Genomic DNA, 15,004 nt, shown 5'->3' on the forward strand with positions numbered 1-15,004 from the left:
GAGTTGGATGGACGCGGGGAAGTTGTCGCGCTCGTTTGTCGTATTGGGCTGCCACAGCTCTGAAGTGAAAAAGCGTTCGACGGCATTGCGCTGGCGGCAGACCCATGGGCTGAAAGGGAAGGTTATTACGCGGCTGGGCATGGCGCGGATGTTGGCCCACGCACCCCGTTCGGCCATGGCAATGCAAAAAAGCATCGCTGTCATAGGCTCGGTCGGCGAGTAGAATGTGGCCCGCCTCAACCATTTCGAACATGTCGCCAGCAGCGCAACCGTCATGAGCCTGGCCTTCGGTCACCTTGAGACGGATTGGACGAGCTTCGGCGTCGACAAGAGCATGGATCTTGGTGGTCACGCCGCCGCGCGAGCGACCCATGTACCGAGATCGTTCATCTTTTTTGACCATTGACAGCGTGCTGGTGGACGCGGATCGAAGAGGAGTCGATCATCTGTGCATCGACGTTGTAAGACGCTGATATCCCTTCGATAATTGCAGAAAGATCGGCGGAGATCGCAAGCAGGTTCTGGAACCGTACGGGGCGTTCACCATGGAGCGTATCTACCAGAAATCGCATTTGACGCTGCATGGAGGCAAGACTGAACTTGCAGTACGGGGGGTGAAGGGGTCCTGCCACACGGTGTGACGGTTTCTGCGGCCCCAGGGCCTGCGGTTCAAAAAAAAGCTGTTCGCCCTTGAGCAGGCTCGAGCCGACATTACCCGCCGGGCGTCAGAGCTGGCGTTCCTTCCAATCCGGGCTTGATCCCCACCGGCTGATGTTCATCGACGAGACCTCGATCAACCAAATTGGCCATTGCGCGGATGCCCCAAGTGCAAACGTCTGCGCGGCTTCGCCCCGCATGGCCACTGGAAGATGCTTACTTTCCTTGCCACGCTGCGCTGGGACCGGTTGACGGCTCCTTGCGTCTTTGATGGCGATCAATAGCGAATGCTTCCGGGCTTATGGTCAGCATCAACTCGTGCCGGTACTTGAACCGGGTGACCTCATCGTCATGGACAATCTCGGGTCGCACAAGATGATAATAGCCGCAGGAGCAACGCTCTGGTTCCTGCCGCCATCCTCACCCCATCTCGATCGAGCAGTCCTTCGCAAAATCGAGCACTGGATGCGTGCCCCTCAAAAGCCAACCGGCGGGGAAACATGGCGGCATATCGGCCACCTCCTCACAACTATCGAGCCTAGAGAATGCGCAAAATATCTTCGAAAACGCCGGAGACGCTTCCGTCAAAACCTGACACGCTCTCTAAAAGATTTGGCCCGAAGCTCGATTACTGTCGTAACGGCTTGAAGTTACGATCCGATGAGGTTGAGGGAAGGCCAGACAGGCGAGTCAGGTATTCATGGAATCGAAGAACTCGGCATTGTTCTTCGTCTGCTTGAGCTTGTCGATCAGGAACTCGATGGCGTCCGTTGTGCCCATGGGGGCAAGGATACGGCGAAGAACGAAGATCTTCTGAAGATCCTGGCGCGGAACCAGCAAGTCTTCCTTGCGTGTTCCGGATTTAAGGATGTCCATTGCCGGATAGATGCGCTTGTCGGCAACCTTGCGGTCGAGGACGATTTCCGAGTTACCCGTACCTTTGAACTCCTCGAAAATCACCTCATCCATGCGGCTGCCGGTGTCGATGAGCGCCGTCGCAATGATTGTGAGCGAACCACCCTCTTCGATATTGCGCGCTGCACCGAAAAAGCGCTTCGGGCGCTGCAGTGCATTTGCATCCACGCCGCCCGTCAGGACCTTGCCAGAGGAGGGAACCACCGTGTTATAGGCACGCCCCAGCCGCGTGATGGAATCGAGGAGAATGACCACGTCGCGACCGTGTTCGACCAGGCGCTTGGCCTTTTCGATGACCATCTCCGCTACTTGCACATGGCGCGAGGCCGGCTCGTCGAATGTCGATGAAATCACCTCGCCCTTGACCGACCGCTGCATATCGGTCACCTCCTCCGGCCGCTCATCGATCAGCAGAACGATCAGGAAGCATTCAGGATGATTCGTGGTGATCGAATGGGCGATATTCTGCAGAAGAACCGTCTTACCGGTGCGCGGCGGGGCAACGATAAGCCCGCGCTGCCCTTTGCCCAACGGCGCCACCAGATCGATTACCCGGGCAGAAAGATCCTTGGTCGTCGGATCCTCTATCTCCATTCTGAGCCGTTCATTAGGATAAAGCGGCGTCAGATTATCGAAGTGGATCTTGTGACGGATCTTTTCCGGATCCTCGAAATTGATCGTATTGACCTTCAGCAGTGCGAAATAGCGTTCGCCTTCCTTGGGGCTGCGGATAGGCCCTTCAACCGTATCGCCGGTCTTGAGGGAAAAGCGCCGGATCTGAGAGGGTGAAATATAGATGTCGTCCGGTCCGGGCAGATAGTTTGCCGTCGCTGATCGCAAGAATCCAAAGCCATCCTGCAGCACCTCAACGACACCCTCGCCGATGATCTCTATTTCCTGCGTGGAAAGCTTCTTCAGGATGGCGAACATCAGCTCCTGTTTGCGCATGATGCTCGCATTCTCGACTTCGAGTGATTCGGCAAACGCGATCAAATCCGTCGGCGATTTGCTCTTCAACTCCTGGAGTTTCATTTCCTGCATGGGTGCGGGCTCTGGATGTAGCATGGGGGTACCGAAAATGGCTGGGTATGGGACACCGGCCGTCCGGAAATCGGGAGAATGCGGTACCGGACAGGGAGGAAGGAAGTCCTCTTTTATCGTCCCGCCCAGGAAAGCGCAAGAAGCCTTTTCAAGTTCCTTTCAGAATTCAGCCAAAAGGGAATTGTTTGAGCCAGACACATCAGAAGGGTTTCACGATCACCAGTATGACGATGACGATCATCAGAACCGTAGGCACTTCGTTCACCAGACGCCAATGCCGTGCAGACTTGGTGTTCTTGTCGGCCGCAAACATTCGCTGCGCACGTGAAAGATAGCCGTGCAAGCCCGACAGAAGGATCACCGCCGCAATCTTTGCGTGCAGCCACCCACCGGAAAAGCCGAAACCCTTCCAGCCGAGCCAGAGCCCCAGAACCCAAGTCACAATCATCGCAGGGTTGATGATGAAACGAAGTAGCCGGAGCTCCATAATCTTGAAGGTTTCCGCCTGGCCGGAGCCAGCCGGTGTATCTGCGTGATAGACGAAGAGCCGCGGCAGGTAGAGCATACCCGCCATCCAGGCGATCACGGCAATAACGTGCAGAGCCTTGATCCAGAGATAGAGCCCGTCCGGTGCCGCCAGGAATAGCAAGACCGTGAGGACGGCGAATACCAACAGGGCGCCAGTGGCGCGCCCTGCAGCACGTTTTCCTTCGCTTTCGGTTTGTACCGTCACCGCTTGCTCTCCCGTATCTGCCTGACCATCGCTTCGACATGCGTTATCGGAGTTTCCGGTGTGATTCCATGCCCCAGATTGAAGATCAGGGGACCTCCACCCAATTGCTCAAGAATAGCTTCAACGCCTTCGGAAAGGGCCTTTCCGCCGGCAAGAAGCCTCATTGGATCCAGATTGCCCTGCACAGGCCCCTTTGCTTGCAGTTCCCGAGCCTGCAACCATGAAACCGTCCAATCAAGCCCTAACGCCGTCACGCCAGTCTCTGTGCGGTAATTGGCATAGTAAGCGCCCGCGCCCCTTGGAAAGCCGATGATCGGCACTTGCGGGAATCTTTCCCGAACCTTTTGAACGATTCGCGCCACGGGACGCGTGCACCAGTTATGGAAACTCGCTTCGTCCAGCACACCCGCCCAGGAATCGAATATCTGCACCGCATCCGCTCCGGCTTCGATCTGGCGGATAAGATATTCGGAAGAATAGTCCGCAAGAGTATCCAAGAGGCGCTGCAGAACGTCCGGAAAGGAGTGCCCGAACAGCCGTGCCGGTGCCTGATCGGGTGTCCCTCGGCCGGCTATCATATAGGTCGCCACAGTCCATGGCGCGCCGCAGAAGCCGATCAGAGCCGTCTGTGCCGGCAATTCGCTTCTCAATAGTCTGACCGTTTCATAAACGGGCGCCAATCTCTCGTGAAAGCGGGATGCATCGAGGCTATCGACCTCGTCCTGCTTTAGCGGCGTCAACCGCGGACCCACGCCTTCTTCAAAGCGAACATCGCGGCCAAGCGCGTGCGGCACGACGAGAATATCAGAAAAGAGGATGGCGGCGTCGAATCCGAAACGGCGGATTGGTTGCAGCGTCACCTCGACGGCAAGATCCGGGTTGTAGCAAAGGTCAAGGAACCCTCCTGCCTTCTGGCGCGTTTGCCTGTACTCCGGGAGGTATCTGCCCGCTTGCCGCATCATCCACACGGGTGGCGGAAAGACGGTTTGTCCGTTCAGCACGTCAAGGAGTTTCATCACCACCGTCCAGTTCTCACCTATTTGATAATAAATGAATCCTTAAGAGGATTCTGATTCTATGAGTCTGTTTGCAGTGTGGATTAAAACCTGTCCACGTTGCCGCGCGTTTTCGGGTCGCGCATTTTGCCGCGCCGCGTCGTCATCCTCTGTGAATAATGCTGTGGATCGACGAAAAAAGCGGAAGGAAGGCAGGCTCTTACCGGTTCAGTGCCGAGCGCGCCCTTCATCGCCTTATGTGAATATAATCCGCCGTCAACAGATTTCTCAACAGGCGCATAAGCTTTTCCGGTGCGCTGCTGGCTGTGGATGAATTGCCATCTTTTCCCCAGTGGGGTGCTCGCCTTTGGAAAAGGGGCACGCTATCAACAACTCTCCACAGAAACGGGGGCGCCCTGTGCATAAGCCGCAGAGCTTCTTTCATCTGCATCTGATTTCCGATGCCACAGGCGAGACATTGCTGGCCGCCGGTCGGGCCGCGGCAGCGCAGTACAAGAACGCGCGAGCGATCGAGCACATCTATCCCCTCATCCGCACGGAAAAACAGCTGGAGAAGGTTCTGACGGAGATCGACGAGGAGCCGGGTATTGTTCTCTACACGGTGGTCGACAAGAAGCTTGCCCGGCTCATCGACGAGCGCTGTGCGGCCATGGGGCTACCCAGCGTTTCCGTGCTCGAACCGGTGCTGACGGTCTTCCAATCTTACCTCGGGACACCCGCTGGCCGACGCGTTGGGGCCCAGCATGTGCTGGATGCGGGATATTTCCGCCGTATCGATGCGTTGAACTTCACCATGGAGCACGATGACGGGCAGCTTCCCCCCGACATCGAGGAAGCGGATATCATACTGGTTGGCATTTCCCGTACCTCCAAGACGCCGACCAGTATTTATCTGGCTAATCGCGGCATCAAAACGGCCAATATTCCCATCGTCCTCGACATGCCGCTGCCTGATGCGCTTATAAATGCGAAGCGGCCGCTCATTGTCGGCCTTGTGGCTTCGGCAGAACGCATTTCTCAGGTGCGGCAGAACCGCGTTCTTGGCGGTTCAGGAGTGGATTTCGATTCATATGTGGACCGGGCGTCAATAGTGCGGGAACTTGCCTATGGACGTCAGCTTTGTAGCCGTCATGGCTGGCCCGTCATCGACGTAACCAGGCGATCTATCGAGGAGACGGCTGCTGCCATTCTCGCGTTGCGTGGGAAGCCTTGGTGAACAGGAACACAACAACATGCCCCACAAGAAAGAACCGCTCATTCTGGCATCCACCAGCCCCTTCCGCCGCCAATTGCTGGAAAATGCCGGGCTGAAGGTGAAAGCCGTTGCCCCCCAGCTCGACGAGCGCGCGCTGGAAGCGCCGCTGGAAGGAAGTGGTGCTTCGGCGGAAGATGTCGCCCTCATTCTTGCGGAAGCCAAAGCCCTCGACGTATCCGAACGCAATCCATTAGGCTGGGTCATCGGTGGCGACCAGACGCTTTCGCTCGGTGATCGGCTGTACCACAAGCCGGCAGACATGGAGGGCGCGCGTCGGCATCTTCTGACACTTTCCGGAAAGACCCACCAGCTAAACAGCGCTGTTGTCCTTGCGCGAGCGGGTGACGTGGTCTGGCGCCATGTGAGCGTTGCGAACATGACCATGCGCAAGCTCGATCCCGCCTTCATCGGCCGGCATCTCTCCAATGTGGGAGAAAAGGCGTTGTCAAGCGTTGGCGCGTATCAGGTAGAGGGCGAAGGCATCCAGCTTTTCGACAGGATCGAAGGCGACTACTTCACCATAGTCGGCCTTCCCCTCCTTCCGCTTCTGTCAAAATTGCGCGAAGTAGGAGCGATAGATGGTTGAGCCGCGCCGAGCTTTTGTCTGCGGCCACCCGATCGGCCATTCGCGCTCCCCCCTCATTCACAATTTCTGGCTCAAGGAGCACGGCATCGAAGGTTCCTACGAAAGACGGGATGTGACGCCCGAGGCGTTTCCTGCCTTTCTTCGCGAGTTTTCCCGGTATTATGCCGGTGGAAACGTAACCATCCCCCACAAGGAGAGCGCCTGGAACCTGGTTGAAAGGCGGGACGAAGCCGCGCAGGCCATCGGTGCCGTGAACACCCTGTGGTTAGAGAACGGCAGGCTTTGCGGCGGTAATACGGATGCCTACGGCTTCGCGGCCAATCTCGATGCCAATGCTCCGGGCTGGCCGGATGTCGGGGTAGCCACGGTAATTGGCGCTGGCGGCGCTGCCCGTGCGGTCATATACGCCCTTCTGAAACGCGGCTTGCGGAGGATCCGCATCGTCAATCGGACGGAGCAGCGGGCGCGCGATCTTGCCGAGGTCTTCGGAAGCGGCGCAACCGCTCACCCATGGGAGAAGCGGAACGAGCTTCTGGAAAGCACCGGCCTGCTGGTGAACACCAGCTCCCTCGGCATGGCTGGGACGCCAGCGCTCGACATCGAACTTGAGGCGTTGCCTGGCCAGGCGATCGTAACCGACATCGTCTATGTGCCGCTTCAAACGCCCCTGCTGGCTGCGGCCGCGGCACGGGGCCTAGTCACGGCAGATGGTCTGGGTATGCTGCTGCACCAGGCGGTACCGGGGTTCGAGCGCTGGTTCGGCGTCCGGCCGGAAGTTACCTCCGCCTTGCGAGACATGGTGGTGGCCGATCTGGAGAAGAGCCAATGATCATTCTCGGGCTGACCGGCTCTATCGGCATGGGAAAATCCACCACAGCCCGAATGTTCGAGGAAGAGGGTGTTCCGGTACACGATTCAGACGCCGCTGTGCACCGGCTCTATGAAGGCGAGGCGGTGTCGGCCGTGGAAGCGCTTTTCCCCGGCACCACGGCCGGCGGCAAGGTGGACAGGGATCGGCTTGCCCAAGCCGTGGTTGGAGATAAGCAATCCATGAGGAGGCTCGAAGAGCTTATCCATCCCATGGTGCGCCGGGATGCAGACCTCTTCGTGGAGGAAGAACGGGGCAAGGGAACGCCGCTGGTCGTGCTCGACATTCCCCTCCTGTTCGAGACCGGTGGCAGAGCACGCGTGGACAAGGTGCTGGTTGTGACTGCCCCGGCCGAAATACAACGCGAAAGAGTGCTGGCGCGGCCTGGCATGACTCCGGAAAAGCTCTCAGCCATTATAGCTCGCCAGGTACCAGATGCGGAGAAACGGCGCCTCGCCGATTTCATCATCGACACGAGCCTGGGTATGGAGGCGGCGCGACAGGCGGTCCGCGACATCATCGCCCAGTTAACGAAAAGCTGAACAGTATCCCGCCTATAGCCTTGCCTTGGAGCATGTGCATGTCCCATGCTTTTTGCGGGGAGTGATTCGATGCGTGAAATCGTCTTCGATACGGAAACGACAGGACTCGACCCGCGCGACGACCGGGTGATCGAGCTTGGCTGCGTGGAACTGGTCAACCGCTTCCCCACCGGACGCACCCTTCATTTCTTTATCAATCCGCAGGGCCGCTCCGTCCATCCCGATGCGCAGGCCGTGCATGGCATCAGCGATGCCGATCTGGCCGACAAGCCGGTATTTGGTGAGATACTGAAGGCGTTTTTGGATTTCATCGACGGTGCGAAGCTTGTCGCCCACAATGCCAATTTCGACATCGGCTTTATCAACGCGGAACTGGAGGGGCTGGATCAGCCCGGCATCGAGCCTGGACGCGTTGTGGATACTCTGGCGATTGCCAGGCGCAAGCACCCGATGGGCCCCAATTCGCTCGACGCGCTCTGCCGCCGCTACGGCATCGACAACTCCCATCGAACCAAGCATGGCGCGCTTCTGGACGCTGAGCTACTTGCGGAAGTCTATATCGAGCTCGCCGGCGGAAGGCAGGCTGATTTTGGCCTGGAGATCGTCGCCCAAGGAGAAAATGGCGCGTCTCAAACCGATCGCATACCGATCGACTTGCCGCCAAGGCCGCGTCCGCTCCCATCACGGCTAAGTACTGCCGAGCGGGAGGCCCATGCGGCGCTGGTGGACGCCATCGGCGAAAAGGCGCTCTGGCACAAATTCTATGGAGAGATCCTTGCAGAGGAGCAGGAGATAGCCTGATGTCCGAAAAGGAGACGGAGCATTCGCCCGTCTCCGGATCAGGCAGGATGGTAACGTCAGGAAACCTGCACCTTCCGATTCGCCTGTTCCTCAGCCAGCCGCTGCTGGAACATGCGGGCAAAATCGATCGGATCTATCAGAAGGGGTGGGAAGCCGCCGTTTCGTGTCGCGTCTGCGATCACCTGCCGCGCGAAGGGGAAGAGCAGCCGCGGGCATTCGATGAACAGGATCGGCAGCATATGCTCCTGTGCAAAACCCTGGATGCGGAAAACGCCTCCGTAGATGAGCTCGACATTGAAGACGACGTTGTTGTCGGCTTCCGCTCGGGCATTCAACGTCAGGTGAACGTCATAGTCATTTCCGCTGATCGGATTGGCGTTGACATTGACATTGATGTTGATGGCCGGTGCCTTGTTCCGCGTGATCAGTGACTGCGGCGCGCCGGGGCTCTCGAAGGACAGATCCTTGATATATTGAGCCAGAACATTGAGCGTCGGCTGCGTGGAATTCCCCTCCGCCTGCTTCTGCTCGGCACCTGCCTTCTGGTTGTCGACGTCCGCCGGCGCCCCCTCCGCCGAAGTTCCGGTCTGCTTCGATTTTTCAGCCATTCGCGTGATCCTCTAGAATTATCCTCCGCCGCCCGGGCGCCGATCCAAAATCGTGGGTGTCGCTAACACGGCACCAATGGCAAGACAAGTTTGGCGTCCTGCCTGTCAATCCGAGGGCCTGTCGGGACGGCGCCAGGGGGAGTCTTTCCCGTCCGAACGCGAATACTCCCTGACGTCGAGATCGATCGTACGCGTTTCCCGTCGCTGGGACCGCCTCCAAGACCGTTCGTTGCCACCAGGTCCAATGATGATAACGCGGTCGCGCAGAAACGACCAGGCAAGGTCCCGCACAGGCGGTATGAACAGTAGAATGCCAATCGTATCCGTCACGAAGCCAGGGAGCACAAGCAATATTCCGGCAACGAGAATCATGACGCCATGCACGACTTCGCGACCCGGAACCTGGCCTTCTTCCAATGTTCGCCGCATCCGGGTGAAAATGCCAAAGCCCTGGATCCGCAGAAGGATTGTGCCAGCTATCGCCGTCGCGAAGATTAGCGCCAGCGTAGCCAGGATGCCGATATGCTCGCCTACCCAGATGAAGGTGGCGATCTCTATGATCGGAGTGGCGAGCAAAATTATCGGGATAATTGCAAAGCGCACGTTGGGACTTACCTCACGGCTGGCTGCTCAACATTCGTTTCCGGAGATAGGAACGAAGATCAGCGATTTGAATGATTGCCTTGTGCGTTCTATATGGTTTCTAATCGCAGCAGCGCCATGTCTTCGTGTTCGGGCTCAGCCCAGGCAGGCGCAAACACGATACAGCGACATTGGCGGATACAATGGGTTTCCTTGATTTTGGCACGATTTTCTTTCTGGTCGCGGCCATCGTGATCTTCTACCAGTTACGGAATGTTCTCGGCCGGAGGACCGGTAACGAGCGACCGCCTTTCGATCCCTATACCGCTGGCCGCTCGCGGCAGCCCGAGCCGGCAAAGGCGGATGGGTCGGATGCCGTCGTATCGCTACCGCGGCGCAAAGCCGCACCCGACGCTGAACGCTATACTGCCATAGACTCTATTGCCCAGCCCGGTTCCGAGCTTAACAAAGGCATGAGGGCGATTAAGGACGCGGATGCCTCTTTCGATCCCAACTCCTTCATAGAAGGCGCTAAGCTTGCCTATGAGATGATCGTAATGGCTTACGCCGATGGAGACAGGCGCACGCTGAAGAGCCTTCTCTCCCGCGAAGTTTATGATGGCTTCGTTGCCGCAATTGATGAGCGGGAGAAGCGATCCGAGAAGATCGAATCCTCCTTTGTCGGTATCGACAAGGTAGCCATTGTCGGCGCCGAGATGAAGGGCAGCGAGGCTCATGTTACGCTGCGCATAGTCAGCGAGTTGATTTCGGCAACACGGGATAGTACCGGCGACGTAATTGACGGCGATCCCGAAACGGTGGCCGAGGTCAAGGATGTATGGACCTTCGCCCGTGACACGCGCTCACGCGATCCCAACTGGAAGCTGGTGGCGACCGAAGCAGAGGAATGATGCCGCCCTCTGCGTGAGGTGGCAGGGAAGGGATGCCCGTGAGCCTGCCTGAGCTGTTTCGCCGCGTCTCCTTCCACGTCCTTCCAGGGTGGCACGATGACGATCCATCGGCTGCCTTGGCAGCCTTCGCGCGTTCTGCGGTTCGTTCGCAAAGCAAGCCATACCGCACCGGCAGCTTTGGCATTCGTACTGAATCCCTTGCGGAGGCCGGGGCACGGGCCGCTTCACTGAAACATCCGGTATCTCCGTTTGAAGCGCAGGCCTTTTTTGAACGTTATTTCGTCCCCTTCCATGTCCGGTCCGAAGAAGGAGGGCAGGGTTTCGTTACCGGCTATTTCGAGCCAGAGGCTGCGGCTTCACACATGCGCACGCAGGTTTTCCGTTTTCCGCTTCATCGCCGGCCAGAGGATCTCGCCGATGTCGATGGCCTGAACCGGCCTGCCGGCTGGGATGCCAACCTTGCTTTCGCCCGCAGGCAAGGCGAGAAACTTCTGCCCTATCACGACCGCGAGGCAATCGAGCGGGGCGCGCTCGATGGGCGGGGACTCGAACTTTGCTGGCTGGCAGACCGTATCGATGCCTTCTTCATTCATGTGCAAGGCGCCGCGCGGCTCACGCTGCCGGGCGGGGAAGTACTGCGCGTCACCTATGCCGCGAAATCGGGCCACCCCTTTACCGGGATAGGCCGCGTTCTGGCGGAACTCGGGGAAATTCCGCTGGAAGAGGTTTCAATGCAAAGCATTAAAGCCTGGTTGGCGGATCATCCACACCGGCAAAGCGAGATATTGTGGAAGAACCGCTCCTATATCTTCTTCCGGAAATCTCCACCTTGCGATCCCGAACTCGGACCGATCGCAGCAGCAAAGGTCCAGCTTCAACCGGGGCGTTCGCTTGCCGTAGACAGGCTCCTGCACACATTCGGTACACCGTTCTTCATCGATGCACCTGGCCTCCGTCATCTGGATGGGCGACCATTCCGCCGACTCATGATAGCGCAGGATACGGGCTCGGCCATCACGGGCGCCGCACGTGGCGACCTCTTCATCGGAACGGGAAAAGCGGCTGGTGAAGCTGCCGGGACGATCCGGCACGAGGCCAATTTCTTTGCCTTGCTGCCGCGATCGGTGGCTGAGGCGATATCGATATGAAGACTCGCGCATCTGGGAAACTGACGACGGAAGACCGCATCTTGTGGAGCCGCGTTGCACGAACGGCAAAAGCGATGCCGGGCAAATCCTATCCGGATGCGCCCACTTCCGAAGAGCATCAATCCTTCGAGCGGATGATTGATGACCAGCCGCCGCTCAGAAAATCGGAGGCTCCTTCCGCAGGCGCAGCAATCCAGTCTCCTCATCGTCTCGACCAGCCGACGCATCAGAAGATTGCGCGCGGCCGCATCCAAATTGCGGGACGAGTAGACTTACATGGTCTTACCCAGGAAGAAGCGTACGCGCTTCTACTGTCCTTTCTGCAGCAGGCACATGCCAGCGATCGCCGCCACGTGCTGGTAATAACCGGCAAGGGATCGGGGCAGCCTGAAGGGGTGCTGCGCCGAGTGGTACCGTTATGGCTTGCCACAGCCCCATTTTCGCAGATCGTCAGCGGCTTCGATGCGGCCGCGCGTCATCACGGCGGTTCCGGCGCGCTCTATGTGCGGTTAAGGCGGTTGAGGTCCTAATGACGCCTTTTGGGGCGAAGATAAGAGCGCTCAGGTGTGCGCGCGGTATCAGCCAGAAAGAGATGGCAGACGCTCTCGGCGTGAGCCCTGCCTATCTCTCCGCGCTTGAGCACGGCAAGCGCAGCCCTCCCAACTGGGCGATGGTCCAGAAGATCATTGGCTATTTCAACGTCATCTGGGACGAGGCGGACGAACTCCAGAGCCTGGCCGAGCTTTCGCATCCGCGCGTCGTCGTCGATACTGCGGGCCTTCCCGAGAAGGCAACGGCGCTGGCAAATCTGCTTGCCCAGAACATAGCAGATCTCAACGAGGAGGAGCTATCGCAGCTCCATCTCGCCCTTAAAGACATTCTGAAGCGCAGGCAAAGAAACCAATAGCATGCCTCGCGTTAAGATTCAGCGGCAATCGCCTGCAGATCCTGCAGCTTGTCGTTGATCAGCCAGCCATAATAGTTTTCTTCAGGCAGCTTCAGCGGCCGGCCCTGCTTTCTGCGCAACCTGTTCTCGGCCGCTAGCCGGGCAGCACGTGTTTCCACATTTCCAAGGTTGTATAGGGTCGCTGTGATACCGGGATTGGTGCTGATATCAAACCCGGCTACTTTCGCGTAAATGCGGATCGATGTCTTCAAGGTTGCGGCTACATAGGCCAGGGAGATGTCGGGGTCCATGATCGCCCGATAGACCCCTTGGGGGTCACGATGGTCGATCTTCGGAAAACCTGACGTCTCGTGCACTAGATCTGTCATCTGCAACGCCGTCAGCGGATTGAGCTGGCCGATGCCGAAGGTTTGGCCTGCGAAAAAGGGTTGCAGGAATACCGCGCTGAAGCGGTCGTTGGGAAAGCGCTTGCCGTCTACAGAGCGGCCGCGGAACTCGCGATCCCACACCTCTTCCCGGCAAGTCCAAAGTGCATAGCTTCCTGATTTCTGATCGCAGGCGGCGAATTGCGGCCGCTGGATAAAATCGTCCAGATTCTCCCCTCCATAGGAGAAGGTGAAGCTGCTGTTCAGATAGGAAATTGCCTTCACGTAATAGGTTTGAAGCTGGTCGTAGGCATCGACGTTATAGGTGTGCTCTCCGACAATCGCTCCGATGATGTGGATGGGCGCGATGCCATAACTGGCAGCTACGTTGCGGATCTTCAATCGTAGCACCGCATCCCTGCTAAGAAGCTGGTGGATGCGATCATATTTCGCGTGATATGTGGTCCGGAGCACCTCCGTCCGCCGTGCGGAAGCGCCGGGGATTGCCGGCTGCTTCAGGCTGCGGTTTCCTGGCGGAACTGCCTGTGCAGACCAGGCTGGCATCGCCAGACTCAAAAAAACTCCCACGAGGATGCCGTATTTCAGCGCCAGCCCCCACTTTCCAAGCGAATCTCTACAAGAATCCGCGGCACGGTAAGGGAAAGGGCTAAGCCAAGTCGAGCGCTAAACCCCTGCGTCGAAACGGGTTATCCATGCCGTGGCAAAAGCATCACAGAATGAAGCGCGAAAGGTCGGCATTCTTGGCGAGATCGCCGACATGCTCGTCCACATAGGCCGCGTCGATCGTCACCTTCGTTCCGGACCGATCAGGCGCATTATAGGAAATGTCGTCCAACACCCGCTCCATTACCGTCGCAAGCCGCCGGGCCCCTATGTTTTCGACCGTTGCATTGAGCTCGACCGCAATGGCCGCCAGCCGATCTATGGCATCATCGGCGAATTCAAGCTCGACACCTTCGGTCTGCATCAACGCCACATACTGTTTGATGAGGCTCGCCTCCGGCTCGGTGAGAATGCGGCGGAAATCCTCCTTCTCCAGTGCCCGAAGCTCGACCCGGATCGGAAAACGGCCCTGCAGTTCCGGAAGAAGATCCGAAGGCTTAGACACATGGAAGGCACCAGAGGCAATGAAGAGGATATGGTCCGTCCTCACCGGGCCATATTTTGTGGCGACGGTGGTACCCTCTACCAAGGGAAGAAGATCTCGCTGCACGCCCTCGCGGGAGACACCTGCGCCTAAACCGCCCTCTCGCGCCGCGATCTTGTCTACCTCGTCGAGAAAGACGATGCCGTCATTTTCTGCTGTCGTGAGCGCAACGCGTTTCACCTCCTCCTGGTCGAGAAGCTTGTCCGACTCGTCGTCGATCAGGTGTTTGTAGGACTCCTTCACTGTGGTCTTGATGGACTTCGAGCGGCCGCCGCCCATTGCCTTTTGCAGCATATCGTTGATGTTGAGCACACCGATATTGGCTCCCGGCATGCCTGGGATATCAAAGCCACCCATGCCGGCACCCGTGTCAGCCACCTGTATCTCGATTTCCCTGTCATCGAGTTCGCCGGAGCGGAGCTTCTGACGGAAGCTGTCGCGCGTCGCCGGGCTTGCAGTCTTTCCTACCAGCGCTTCAAGGACGCGTTCTTCCGCGTTCATGTGCGCGCGGGCCTTCACGCCCTCGCGCATCTTCTCACGCGTGAGCGCGATCGATGCCTCGACAAGGTCGCGTATGATCTGCTCCACGTCGCGCCCGACATAGCCGACCTCGGTGAACTTCGTGGCCTCAACCTTGACGAAGGGGGCGTTGGCCAGCTTGGCGAGGCGGCGCGAAATCTCCGTCTTGCCGACGCCGGTCGGGCCGATCATCAGAATGTTCTTGGGCATCACCTCCTCTCGCAGCCCCGGTTGCAGTTGCTGCCGCCGCCAGCGATTGCGTAACGCAATTGCGACTGCCCGTTTTGCATCCCTCTGACCGATGATGTAGCGGTCGAGTTCGGAGACGATCTCGCGCGGTGAGAAATTGGTCATATCGTGGTCTCGCTAGACTTTCGGTCGA

The 15,004-nt window shown here is 58.3% G+C and carries 18 protein-coding genes and 1 pseudogene; 12 read left to right on the forward strand and 7 right to left on the reverse strand.

Annotated elements, in window-relative coordinates:
- Nucleotides 1-7: 7 nt before the first annotated feature.
- The 3 genes and pseudogenes from HUS57_RS18000 to HUS57_RS18010 form a co-directional block, all read left to right on the forward strand.
- A complete protein-coding gene (locus HUS57_RS18000; RefSeq protein WP_246727872.1) occupies nt 8-223 on the forward strand; it encodes a hypothetical protein in 216 nt (71 codons plus the stop codon).
- A gap of 3 nt (nt 224-226) precedes the next feature.
- Nucleotides 227-406 (forward strand): hypothetical protein, encoded by a 180-nt coding sequence (locus HUS57_RS18005; protein WP_246727873.1) that lies wholly within the window; start codon nt 227-229, stop codon nt 404-406.
- Nucleotides 407-494: 88 nt separating this feature from the next.
- Nucleotides 495-1,252 (forward strand): annotated as a pseudogene (locus HUS57_RS18010) (transposase); the annotation flags it as partial.
- A gap of 95 nt (nt 1,253-1,347) precedes the next feature.
- Here the strand turns inward: HUS57_RS18010 and rho are convergent.
- The 3 genes from rho to hemE all read right to left on the reverse strand — a co-directional run bounded on the left by rho (nt 1,348) and on the right by hemE (nt 4,362).
- Nucleotides 1,348-2,613, reverse strand: a complete 1,266-nt coding sequence (gene rho, locus HUS57_RS13295) for a transcription termination factor Rho (protein WP_173934388.1) — start codon at nt 2,611-2,613, stop codon at nt 1,348-1,350.
- Between the two features lie 199 nt (nt 2,614-2,812).
- Nucleotides 2,813-3,346, reverse strand: a complete 534-nt coding sequence (hemJ, locus tag HUS57_RS13300; protein WP_173934389.1) for a protoporphyrinogen oxidase HemJ — start codon at nt 3,344-3,346, stop codon at nt 2,813-2,815.
- A complete protein-coding gene (gene hemE, locus HUS57_RS13305) occupies nt 3,343-4,362 on the reverse strand; it encodes a uroporphyrinogen decarboxylase (protein WP_173934390.1) in 1,020 nt (339 codons plus the stop codon). Before hemE ends, hemJ begins: the two co-directional genes overlap by 4 nt.
- A 397-nt stretch (nt 4,363-4,759) precedes the next feature.
- Between hemE and HUS57_RS13310 the strand changes: the two genes are divergently transcribed.
- From HUS57_RS13310 to dnaQ, 5 genes are all read left to right on the forward strand, one after another.
- Nucleotides 4,760-5,578, forward strand: a complete 819-nt coding sequence (locus tag HUS57_RS13310; RefSeq protein WP_173934391.1) for a pyruvate, water dikinase regulatory protein — start codon at nt 4,760-4,762, stop codon at nt 5,576-5,578.
- 16 nt (nt 5,579-5,594) lie between these two features.
- On the forward strand, nt 5,595-6,203 hold the full coding sequence (locus HUS57_RS13315; RefSeq protein ID WP_173934392.1) for a Maf-like protein: 609 nt from the start codon (nt 5,595-5,597) through the stop codon (nt 6,201-6,203).
- Entirely contained in the window at nt 6,196-7,032 is an 837-nt protein-coding gene (locus HUS57_RS13320; protein ID WP_173934393.1) for a shikimate dehydrogenase, read from the forward strand. The genes HUS57_RS13315 and HUS57_RS13320 overlap by 8 nt, the downstream gene beginning before the upstream one ends.
- Nucleotides 7,029-7,613: a dephospho-CoA kinase gene (coaE, locus tag HUS57_RS13325; RefSeq protein ID WP_173934394.1), complete on the forward strand. Its 585-nt coding sequence runs from the start codon at nt 7,029-7,031 to the stop codon at nt 7,611-7,613. The genes HUS57_RS13320 and coaE overlap by 4 nt, the downstream gene beginning before the upstream one ends.
- Before the next feature lie 69 nt (nt 7,614-7,682).
- Entirely contained in the window at nt 7,683-8,414 is a 732-nt protein-coding gene (gene dnaQ / locus HUS57_RS13330; protein ID WP_173934395.1) for a DNA polymerase III subunit epsilon, read from the forward strand.
- A 56-nt stretch (nt 8,415-8,470) separates the two neighbouring features.
- Here dnaQ and secB read toward each other — a convergent pair whose 3' ends face one another.
- Both secB and HUS57_RS13340 read right to left on the reverse strand, forming a co-directional pair.
- The gene (gene secB, locus HUS57_RS13335) at nt 8,471-9,022 is read right to left on the reverse strand and encodes a protein-export chaperone SecB (RefSeq protein ID WP_173934396.1); all 552 of its coding nucleotides are present in this window, start codon (nt 9,020-9,022) and stop codon (nt 8,471-8,473) included.
- A gap of 105 nt (nt 9,023-9,127) precedes the next feature.
- Nucleotides 9,128-9,625 (reverse strand): FxsA family protein, encoded by a 498-nt coding sequence (locus HUS57_RS13340; protein WP_173934397.1) that lies wholly within the window; start codon nt 9,623-9,625, stop codon nt 9,128-9,130.
- Between the two features lie 182 nt (nt 9,626-9,807).
- Here HUS57_RS13340 and HUS57_RS13345 point away from each other — a divergent pair, with 182 nt between their 5' ends.
- Genes HUS57_RS13345 through HUS57_RS13360 form a run of 4 tightly spaced genes read left to right on the forward strand, consistent with a single transcriptional unit; the run spans nt 9,808 to nt 12,570 of the window.
- Nucleotides 9,808-10,515, forward strand: a complete 708-nt coding sequence (locus HUS57_RS13345) for a Tim44/TimA family putative adaptor protein (protein WP_173934398.1) — start codon at nt 9,808-9,810, stop codon at nt 10,513-10,515.
- Nucleotides 10,516-10,553: 38 nt separating this feature from the next.
- Entirely contained in the window at nt 10,554-11,663 is a 1,110-nt protein-coding gene (locus HUS57_RS13350) for a murein transglycosylase A (RefSeq protein ID WP_246727874.1), read from the forward strand.
- Nucleotides 11,660-12,193 carry a Smr/MutS family protein gene (locus HUS57_RS13355; protein ID WP_173934400.1) on the forward strand — a complete coding sequence of 178 codons (534 nt, stop codon included), beginning with the start codon at nt 11,660-11,662 and terminating at the stop codon, nt 12,191-12,193. The genes HUS57_RS13350 and HUS57_RS13355 overlap by 4 nt, the downstream gene beginning before the upstream one ends.
- Complete coding sequence (locus HUS57_RS13360; RefSeq protein WP_173934401.1) at nt 12,193-12,570, forward strand: helix-turn-helix transcriptional regulator; 378 nt, start codon at nt 12,193-12,195, stop codon at nt 12,568-12,570. Before HUS57_RS13355 ends, HUS57_RS13360 begins: the two co-directional genes overlap by 1 nt.
- Nucleotides 12,571-12,581: 11 nt before the next feature.
- On the opposite strand, the gene HUS57_RS13365 is transcribed toward HUS57_RS13360, so the two are convergent.
- Nucleotides 12,582-13,541: a DUF1402 family protein gene (locus tag HUS57_RS13365; protein WP_173935193.1), complete on the reverse strand. Its 960-nt coding sequence runs from the start codon at nt 13,539-13,541 to the stop codon at nt 12,582-12,584.
- Nucleotides 13,542-13,665: 124 nt separating this feature from the next.
- Nucleotides 13,666-14,976: an ATP-dependent protease ATPase subunit HslU gene (gene hslU / locus HUS57_RS13370; protein ID WP_173934402.1), complete on the reverse strand. Its 1,311-nt coding sequence runs from the start codon at nt 14,974-14,976 to the stop codon at nt 13,666-13,668.
- Between the last annotated feature and the right edge of the window lie 28 nt (nt 14,977-15,004).

The sequence above is a fragment of the Chelativorans sp. Marseille-P2723 genome, from assembly GCF_902809845.1.
Taxonomy (GTDB): domain Bacteria; phylum Pseudomonadota; class Alphaproteobacteria; order Rhizobiales; family Rhizobiaceae; genus Chelativorans.